5 protein-coding genes and 1 pseudogene are annotated in these 7,970 nt (G+C 70.2%); 4 read left to right on the top strand and 2 right to left on the bottom strand.

Translation table 11 applies throughout. The features are described 5' to 3' along the window. Positions 1-321: pseudogene (locus tag M1R94_RS18430) on the top strand (hypothetical protein); the annotation flags it as partial. 98 nt (positions 322-419) lie between these two features. Continuing rightward, complete coding sequence (locus tag M1R94_RS18425; RefSeq protein ID WP_249383195.1) at positions 420-1,049, top strand: GNAT family N-acetyltransferase; 630 nt, start codon at positions 420-422, stop codon at positions 1,047-1,049. Positions 1,050-1,746: 697 nt separating this feature from the next. On the opposite strand, the gene M1R94_RS18420 is transcribed toward M1R94_RS18425, so the two are convergent. Continuing rightward, positions 1,747-2,106 (bottom strand): hypothetical protein, encoded by a 360-nt coding sequence (locus M1R94_RS18420; protein WP_249383194.1) that lies wholly within the window; start codon positions 2,104-2,106, stop codon positions 1,747-1,749. A 159-nt stretch (positions 2,107-2,265) separates the two neighbouring features. On the opposite strand from M1R94_RS18420, the gene mobF reads away from it, so the two are divergent. Then, positions 2,266-6,135 (top strand): MobF family relaxase, encoded by a 3,870-nt coding sequence (mobF, locus tag M1R94_RS18415; protein ID WP_249383193.1) that lies wholly within the window; start codon positions 2,266-2,268, stop codon positions 6,133-6,135. Positions 6,136-6,172: 37 nt separating this feature from the next. Then, positions 6,173-7,198: a hypothetical protein gene (locus M1R94_RS18410; protein WP_249383192.1), complete on the top strand. Its 1,026-nt coding sequence runs from the start codon at positions 6,173-6,175 to the stop codon at positions 7,196-7,198. A gap of 200 nt (positions 7,199-7,398) precedes the next feature. On the opposite strand, the gene M1R94_RS18405 is transcribed toward M1R94_RS18410, so the two are convergent. Then, positions 7,399-7,764 (bottom strand): hypothetical protein, encoded by a 366-nt coding sequence (locus M1R94_RS18405; protein WP_249383191.1) that lies wholly within the window; start codon positions 7,762-7,764, stop codon positions 7,399-7,401. Positions 7,765-7,970 lie beyond the last annotated feature (206 nt).

Here is a 7,970-nt window from a genome sequence, read left to right as displayed (position 1 = left end):
CTCTCACAGGCGGCGGTGTCGAAGACGCTGCGCTCGGCGCGGACGGTGCCGCCTGTTCGCGAGGGGTTCAGTGGTGCGAGCCCGTACGAGATCGCACAGCGGTATGCCGCGGGGGAGTTGGCGCGGGAGCAGCTGGTCGACGAGCTCGCGCGCTGGCAGTACGTGCCGATGCCGCGGACCGACGATGGCATCGATGACCTGGTGGTGATCGAGCTGGGGACGTTCCACGAGGTGTCGCAGGCCCGGCGTGACGGGCTGCTCGACGGGGCGGCGTATGAGGAGATCCGGCAGTGCAGGATCTACGCGCGTTCGGCCGGGTGATGGTGGAGATTGACGAGGAGGCGCTGGATCAGCATCGCTGGGGGCCGACCCTGGTTGGTGCGACGCGAGGGTCGGAGTGGTGAGGCACGATGATGGCTGTGACCTCGAACCGTTGGGTGCCGCGCGCGCTGACTGCAGTGGAGCAGGAGCAGGCAAAGGCGCTGTTCGAACGTGAGGTTGACCTGATCGTGCCCGGCTCGTTTGACGACTCGACGGGGGAGGCCAGACGGGTCCGGGCTTGGATGGCGCGCACTGGTGACCGAGCGCCCGTAGACACCTGGATCGGCCTCTTCGACGGCGTGCGCGTGGTCGGCGCGCTGCATGCCGGGCCGCACTACGGCCAAGCTGCGGACGTCCTGTCGTCGCTGGGCAGGCCGGGCGCTCCGGACGCCCGGTGGTTGCGCGCGTACATCGAGCTGGTGGGCTCAATCGAGGAGGTCGCTGTTGACCCGGCCTATCGACGACAGGGAGCCGGTGCTGCACTGGTTCGCGTCGGCGTGGCGGGCCTTGCGCACCGTGGCGTGCGGACGGTGTCCGGCTTCGCGAGCAGTCCCGCGAGCGTCGAGTTGTTCCGCTCCCTCAGGTTCACCGTTGGGGGGCGTCGACAGGCGGTCCCAGCTGCCTTCTCTGAGGGCCTGCAGACCTCGTGGTGGGACGGCGTCCCCGAGGATGGGCGCTACTTCTGGAAGGCACTGCCCGCGCCGGGAGCCGCCTTCGGATTGCGCTAGGTCGGTCGAGACGAGGGCAGCCACGAGCTGGTAGATCGCCTCAAGCTCAGGTGACAGAGGACCACCCCTGCCGTAGCGACAAGGCCTATGGTCCTCGCGCGGCTACGTGTCTCACGGTCCGCGAGTTCTTCGGCGCGGCGCTCGTAGCGTTCGGAACGTTGGCGCCAGATGGGTGCGTCGCGGTAGGCCCGGCGTAGGTCGCGCCGGGACATGAGCCAGACAACAGAGCCGGCGACGAGAGCCAGGATGAACGCAAGCACGGTGAGTGCCAGCCAGTCGGTGGCCGTGGTCGTTGACTCGAGGCGCTGGATCGCGATGAGCTGACCAGACAGGATGCCGAAGACGGCGCCTGCTCCACCAGCCAGCAGGAAGAGACTTGGCCCTACACGCGTCTCCCACTCCACTGCGACGGCGCGGGCCAGGGCGGCCCACTGGGTAGCGTCTGTGCTCGCGTCGATGCTGGAGGGGGAAGGGAACGGCACACCATCGGCCGAGCGCCACGGCAGCCGCCATGCGGTCCTGCGCAGCACCAGGTCGTCACCTGTCGTAATCGGCCGACCTGCCCTCAGCAGGGTCGACCTCCGATCTGCTCGCGTTGGCCGTGTGGCTCCGAGGCACTCAAGAGCCGGTCGAGTACTGACCCACGCGTTGATCCACGCCTTGCCGTCGTCGAGCCGAGCGGCGGAAGCGTGCGCCTTCATGCCTCGGACACCTTCGGCTGCATCCCGTCCGGCGTGCTCTCGGCTTTGGAAACATCTGTTTCAGGCGCGGTAGAGCCCAGCCGTCGGACTTCGCGAGCATCGATGCCCAGCAGCTGACTGATGGTGGAAGTGGCCTCGCCGAGCGCGCGAAGCGCGAGTACGGAAGAGGCCATGGATCTCTCGACTGCCGCGATCTTCTCCCGCAACTCGTCTCGGTCGGACTCGGCCGCGAAGTAGGAGGCCGCAGCTTCCTCGATCAGGTGGTCGCGTCGCTCACGCTCGGCGTGGACCTTCAGTCGTGAGGCTCGAGCTCGCTCCCGAGCCTGCATGAGCGAAGACGTACGACCCTTCGACATCTCATCCCCCTTGAACGTCCGACCCAGACCAGCACCGCGTTCTGAGGGAGCCAGTCTTTTCCAGTTGCCAACAATCGAACAGTACACACCTCTTGCACTACAGTGTGTGGCCATGCAGGCCGGTGGTTTCCGGTGTGGCGGTGAGGGGGTGGGCGCTCGATGATGACCGTCCACGTCCTGCACGCCGGGGACGGGTACACGTACCTGACACGGCAGGTGGCGTCCGGTGATGTGAACCGGGCGCGGGGGGAGTCGCTGAGCGACTACTACGTCCACGACGGCAATCCACCTGGACGGTGGGTTGGCGCCGGGCTGGCGTCGTTGGGTGTGTCGGGTCAGGTGTCCGAGACGCAGATGCGGGCGCTGTTCGGTGAGGGGCGCCACCCCGATGCGGACCGGCTTGAGCAGTCTTTCGTCGCGCAGGGTGCGAGCGTGGATGTGGCCACGGGGCAGACCCAGCTGGGCCGGCGGTTCCCGCGGTTCGTCGCCCCGGAGCAGGACCCGTACGAGGTGCGGCTGCGGTCGGCGTTCGAGAAGTTCCGGGTCGATCATGACCGGTCCCCGCAGGCGGGTGTGGAGCGGGACCTGATCCGCTGGGACATCGCTCGGGGGGTGCTGGGGGAGCGCGATGGGTTGGCGCCGTCGGACGCCGACGTCAACCGCTTCCTTGCTGGGCGTGGGGCCGGGCAGCGTCAGCCGGTGGCCGGCTACGACATGGTCTTCACCCCGGTGAAGTCGGTGAGCACCTTGTGGGCGTTGGGCGATGACCGGCTGCGGGTCGCGGTGCAGCAGACCCATGAGGCGGCGTGGCGGGCGACCGTGAGGTGGTTGGAGTCGGAAGCGGCGCTGACGCGGGTCGGGGCTGGGGGTGCGGCGCAGGTCGAGACCCGAGGGTTCGTCGCGACGGCGTTTGACCACCTGGACTCGCGCAGCGGTGACCCGAACCTGCACACGCACGTGGCGGTCTCCACCAAGGTCCAGGGCCTTGACGGCAAGTGGCGGTCCCTGGACGGTCGGGTGCTGCACGCCCTGGGGGTCGCGGCGTCCGAGCGGTACAACACCCTGGTCGAGACCGGGTTGCGGGACCGGCTGGGAGTGCGGTTCGTCGAGGAGCGGCGAGGCCGCGGTCGCCAGCCGGTGCGTGAGATCGCCGGGGTTCCGGTGGAGCTGCGGCGGGCGTTCTCGTCCCGGCGGGCGCAGATCGAGGGGGCCTATGGCGACCTGATCACCGCCTACCGGGATCAGCACGGGCACGAACCGACGAAGGCCGTGCAGTTCAAGTTCGCCCAGCAGGCGACCCTGTCCACGCGCGGGGCCAAGGACGAGGTTGTGGCGCTGTCGACCCGACGGGCGCAGTGGCGGGAGCGGGCTGCGCAGGTCCTGGGGTCGGCCGCCGCTGTCGACGACGTGGTCCAGGCCGCGCTGACGCCGGAGGTCGGCGCGGGTGTGGATGGTGCGGGTGTGACGGTCGCTGCTTTGGCCGGTCGGGTGCTGGCGTCGTTGAGCCAGGACCGGTCGGTGTGGAGTGTGGGCAACGTCCAGGCCGAGGCTCAGCGGGTGGCCCGCGCGGCCGGCGCGGACGTCGCTGGGCTGGACGTGGTGGAGCTGGCTGATGCCCTGACACGGGAGGCGCTGCGGCGTTCTGTGCCCTTGAGCCCGCCGGAGTTGAACCCTGCTCCGGCCCCCCTGCGGCGCTCGGACGGGGAGTCGGTGTACCTCGAGCACGCGACCGCCAGGTTCACCTCCACCGAGGTGTTGCGGGCCGAGGACCGCTTGCTGTCCGCGGCGCACACCCGCGGTGGGCTCGTGGTTGATGAGGCGATCCTTGTGGCCGCGGTGGAGCAGATCGAGGCGGCGCGGGGCAGGGAGCTGAACGAGGGTCAGGTCGGGCTGGCGCGGCGGTTCGCGGCCGGTGGTCATGTCCTGGAGGCGGGCATCGGACCGGCCGGGGCGGGCAAGACCACGGCGATGTCCGCGTTCGCGGCCGCGGTGGCGATGGCCGGCGGGCGGGTTCTGGGGTTGGCGCCGTCTGCGGCCGCGGCAGCGGTGCTGGGCGAGGAGCTCGGGGTCGGGGTGGACACCCTGCACAAGTTCCTGCACGCCCACAGTGATGGGGGGGTCGGGGAGGTGCCCGAGCACCTGGTGGTCGACGAGCGGACCGTGCTGCTGGTTGACGAGGCGGGCATGGCCGCCACCCCGGAGCTGGACAGGCTCGTTGGCGTGGCCACCGAACATGGGGCGGCGGTGCGGCTGTTGGGTGACCCCGCGCAGCTGCAGGCCGTGGGGGCTGGGGGCGTGCTGCGTCTGATCGACACCCACGTCGGTGCGGCGCATCTGGAGCACGTGCACCGCTTCACCACCCCCGGTGAGGCCGCGGCGTCCCTGCGCCTTCGTGATGGGCACGCCGACGCCCTGGACTTCTATATCGAGAACGCGCGCACCCGCGGCGGCACGCGCGAGGCACTGACTGATGAGCTCTACGCCGCCTGGTGGGCTGAGACCGGCACCGGGCGGGACTCGGTGATGATCGCTGGGAGCAACGACGACGTCGTGCGCCTGTCGATGCGCGCCCGGCTGGACCGGGTGGCGGCCGGGCTGGTCGAGGACGGGGGAGTCCTGCTGCACGACGAGTCCCGGGCCGGGGTCGGTGACACGGTCGTCACGCGCCTGAACGCGCGGTCGTTGAGAGTCGAGCGTGGCACCGACTTCGTCAAGAACGGTGACCTGTGGCAGGTCGTGGAGCGTCACCAGGACGGTGCGTTGCGCCTGCGCCACACGAGCCACCAAGGGTTCGTCACCGTCCCGGGGGACTATGTCGCCGAGCATGTGGAGCTGGGCTACGCCGCGACCGTGCACCGCGTCCAGGGCATGACCGTGGACACCGCGCACTACCTACTGACCGGTGGGGCGACCCGCGAGCAGCTGTACACCGGTCTGACCCGGGGCCGGCACACCAACCAGGTCTACGTGGTGACCGATGAGCTGCTCGAGGTCGACCTGCACGCCCAACCCACCCCCGCCCGGGCGGTGCGCGAGAGCCTGCGCACGGTCCTGGGCAGGGCAAGCACGGTGCCGTCGGCCACCGCGACCCTGGAGGCCGAGTACGACCAGGCAGTGTCCCTGGCCCGGCTGGTCCCCCAGTACGAGGACGCCTGCGCCCGGGTCCTGGACCCTGGCCGTGAGGAGCGACTGACGACTGCGGTGACGAGCGCCCTGGGCGAGGAGCTGGGTGGGGCCGTGGTCCAGGACGAGGCCTGGCCGGCGTTGCGGGACCTGCTGGCCGGCCACGAGCTCGCCGGAGCGGACGCCGCCAGGCTCGTGCGCCAGGCCGCGGCCGCACGCGAGCTGGGTTCTGCGCAGTCCGTGGCGCAGGTGCTGCACCACCGCATCGCAGCGCCCCCGAGCGTGGAGCGCACCGACGGGCTACCGACCTGGGTCACCCCACCACCCCACACCGCGGCGCAGGTGGACAGCCCACTGACCGGCGAGGCGGTGGATCGCCAGGTGCGCGACTGGGTACAGACCCACGCCAACCTGATTGCCGCACGTCTGGACGCACTGGTCGAGGAGGTCCGCACCCACCCACCGGCATGGGCGCGCGACCTGGCCCCGGTTCCGGCCGACCCGATCGAGGCGGACCGGTGGCGGGCGCAGGTACGCCGGATCGTGGCCTACCGCGACCGGTACGCCATCACCACCGACGAGCCCGTGCCGAGCAGGGCGGCTCAAGGGGTGCAAGAGGTCGCACGCACCGACGCGGCCACAGCCACCGCCGCACTGCGCGACCAGAGCACCAAAGCCGTGGCCGGCCCGGACGCCCCGCTCGCCCAGGAACTCGCGGGTGAGCGACGTCGCGCACAGACCAGCAACCGGCTGGAGGAGCTGGTGCGCCGGGCCCAGCAGACCGGGCAAGCCACCGAAACCGAGTCCTTGGCCGAGCGGGCCCGGCGGCTAGCCCAGCCCAGCACCGAACCTAACCGCCACGAAGACCTCCACCGCGGGCCGGAGCAAGGCGGGCCGCAGATGTGAGCCACCGTGTCCCACCGCCGTGGTGGGATGGGCGGTCGTGAGCAGCCCGTCCCTGCGTGACCCCAGACTCGCGCTGCTCTACCAGCGCACCCCCGGAACGATCGCGTTCGTCGACGAGTCCTACCGGCCCCAGCCGCGCGGGGGCGGGGCGCCGTTCTACTCCATGAGCGCGGTCATCCTGGCCAAGGACCAGCTCGACCACGTCCGCGAAGTCCTGACCGACATCGCCGGCAGCCTGTACTGGCATACCACCGAGGCGCACGAGGACGGCCGCGCCTCGGAGATCACCCGGATGAACCGGTTCCTGGCCCGCGAGACCCAGTGGAACGTTCTGACCGTCGACATCCCGCTGGCCGAGTCCAACGGCGCCGTCGAGCGGGCACGGTCCATCTGTCTGGCGGCGATCACCCGTGAGGTCACGCGAGGCACCGGGCCGAACGCTGTGCGCCTGATCGTGGCTGACCGCAACCGCGACGAGGCGCTCAACCGCAGTGATCAGGCCACCGTCGCTCAGCTACGTTCCCTCGGCGACGTGGACCCCAACGTCGCGCTCTACCACGGGCGGATGGGCCGAGAGCCGGTGCTGTGGGCCGCTGACACCGTCTCGTGGAGCGCCTACCGGAACCTCTCGGTCGACGACGGACGGTGGATCGAGCCTCTGCGCGACGTGCTCACCGTGCTGGACGCCCGCACTGGACGGCCTGTAGACATGAAGCAGCCCCAGGCTGCCGCAGCACCGGGCGCCGTAGCGCCCTCACCTGGGGCCCCGCAGACGACCGGCGCACAAGTGCGCGGGCAATCCGCCGTTGCTTCCACCTCAAGTCTAGGCGGTGCACGGTCCGAGATGCCAGATGGTGCTCAGCCCTACCGGCGAGGCAGCACGGTCCTATATGACCTCGTTGCCCGCATCGCCCAGGTCCGGCGCGCTGCCGGATCCGGTGGGATCGTCGAAGGCAACACACCCGAGGCGCTCGCCGCGCGGGCCCGCCGCCTGACCGCTCCAGACCCCACAACTCCACTCGATCATCCGACGCCGGGACCGACCCGGAAACCGCAACAGTGAGGCAGCTGGGCGATCACGGCCTGGTTCGGATCAGATTCGCGGCGGTAAGCGTGGTGGTGAGCCGACGGCAGCGGAGCACTGTTTGCGGGCGGTCCTAGTGCCCCCAGTGGCCGCGCAGGGGGTGTGTGGCCACCGGGGGCGATCGTCACGGTACGCGGCGCCGGCTCGCCGCGGGTCCTCCGAGCGGGTGATCTCGGCGCTCACTGCAGAGCGCACCAGCGCAACACTGACGTCCAGTTCGTTGCCCCGATCCAGCTCTTCTCCATCATGTGCGCGGTCTGCTCGATCACGTATGCGTGGGTCCGTACGGCGTCGATGGGGATGTCGTAGGTGTTGCTCTCCGGGACGCACTTGGTGTGGGCCGCTTCCCAGGTCACGTGCTCCGGCATGTCTGCGAGCTCACTGGCGGTCACACCGCGCCGCCCCGTCTCACGCTTCCGCTCGTCGAGTTCGTCCCACGCCCGTTCGTGTTCGGCGACGGCGGTGAGGTCCACAGAGAGGTACCCCTTGCCGTCATCGACCGGAGTGTCGCAGGGGGTGCACGTCCACGTGATCCTTGAGGTCATGAGGCGAGCGTAAGCGCGCACTGCCGAGGTGAAGGGCCGTCTTGCAACCTTGATGTGGAACGGTCGTCAGCGTGCGGCACGCGTCCGAGGGGCAGCGGACCCCCATGCCGCCCGGTCGCGGCTGTTCCCCTGAGCCCTGATCCACCGGTCCTTCTCGGTCGGGCGTGGTTCTCGGGATTGTCGGTAGTTGCCGAGAGGAGGGCGTG

This window comes from Actinotalea alkalitolerans, from assembly GCF_023369855.1.
GTDB lineage: Bacteria > Actinomycetota > Actinomycetes > Actinomycetales > Cellulomonadaceae > Actinotalea.
Note: the sequence above shows the minus strand (reverse complement) of the source record. Positions and strands in the feature narration are given on the sequence as shown.

Excerpts from the sequence above, each read along its gene's own strand:
- M1R94_RS18420 (WP_249383194.1), bottom strand. The coding sequence starts at position 2,106 with ATGTCGAAGGGTCGTACGTCTTCGCTCATGCAGGCTCGGGAGCGAGCT.
- mobF (WP_249383193.1), top strand. The coding sequence starts at position 2,266 with ATGATGACCGTCCACGTCCTGCACGCCGGGGACGGGTACACGTACCTG.
- M1R94_RS18405 (WP_249383191.1), bottom strand. The coding sequence starts at position 7,764 with ATGACCTCAAGGATCACGTGGACGTGCACCCCCTGCGACACTCCGGTC.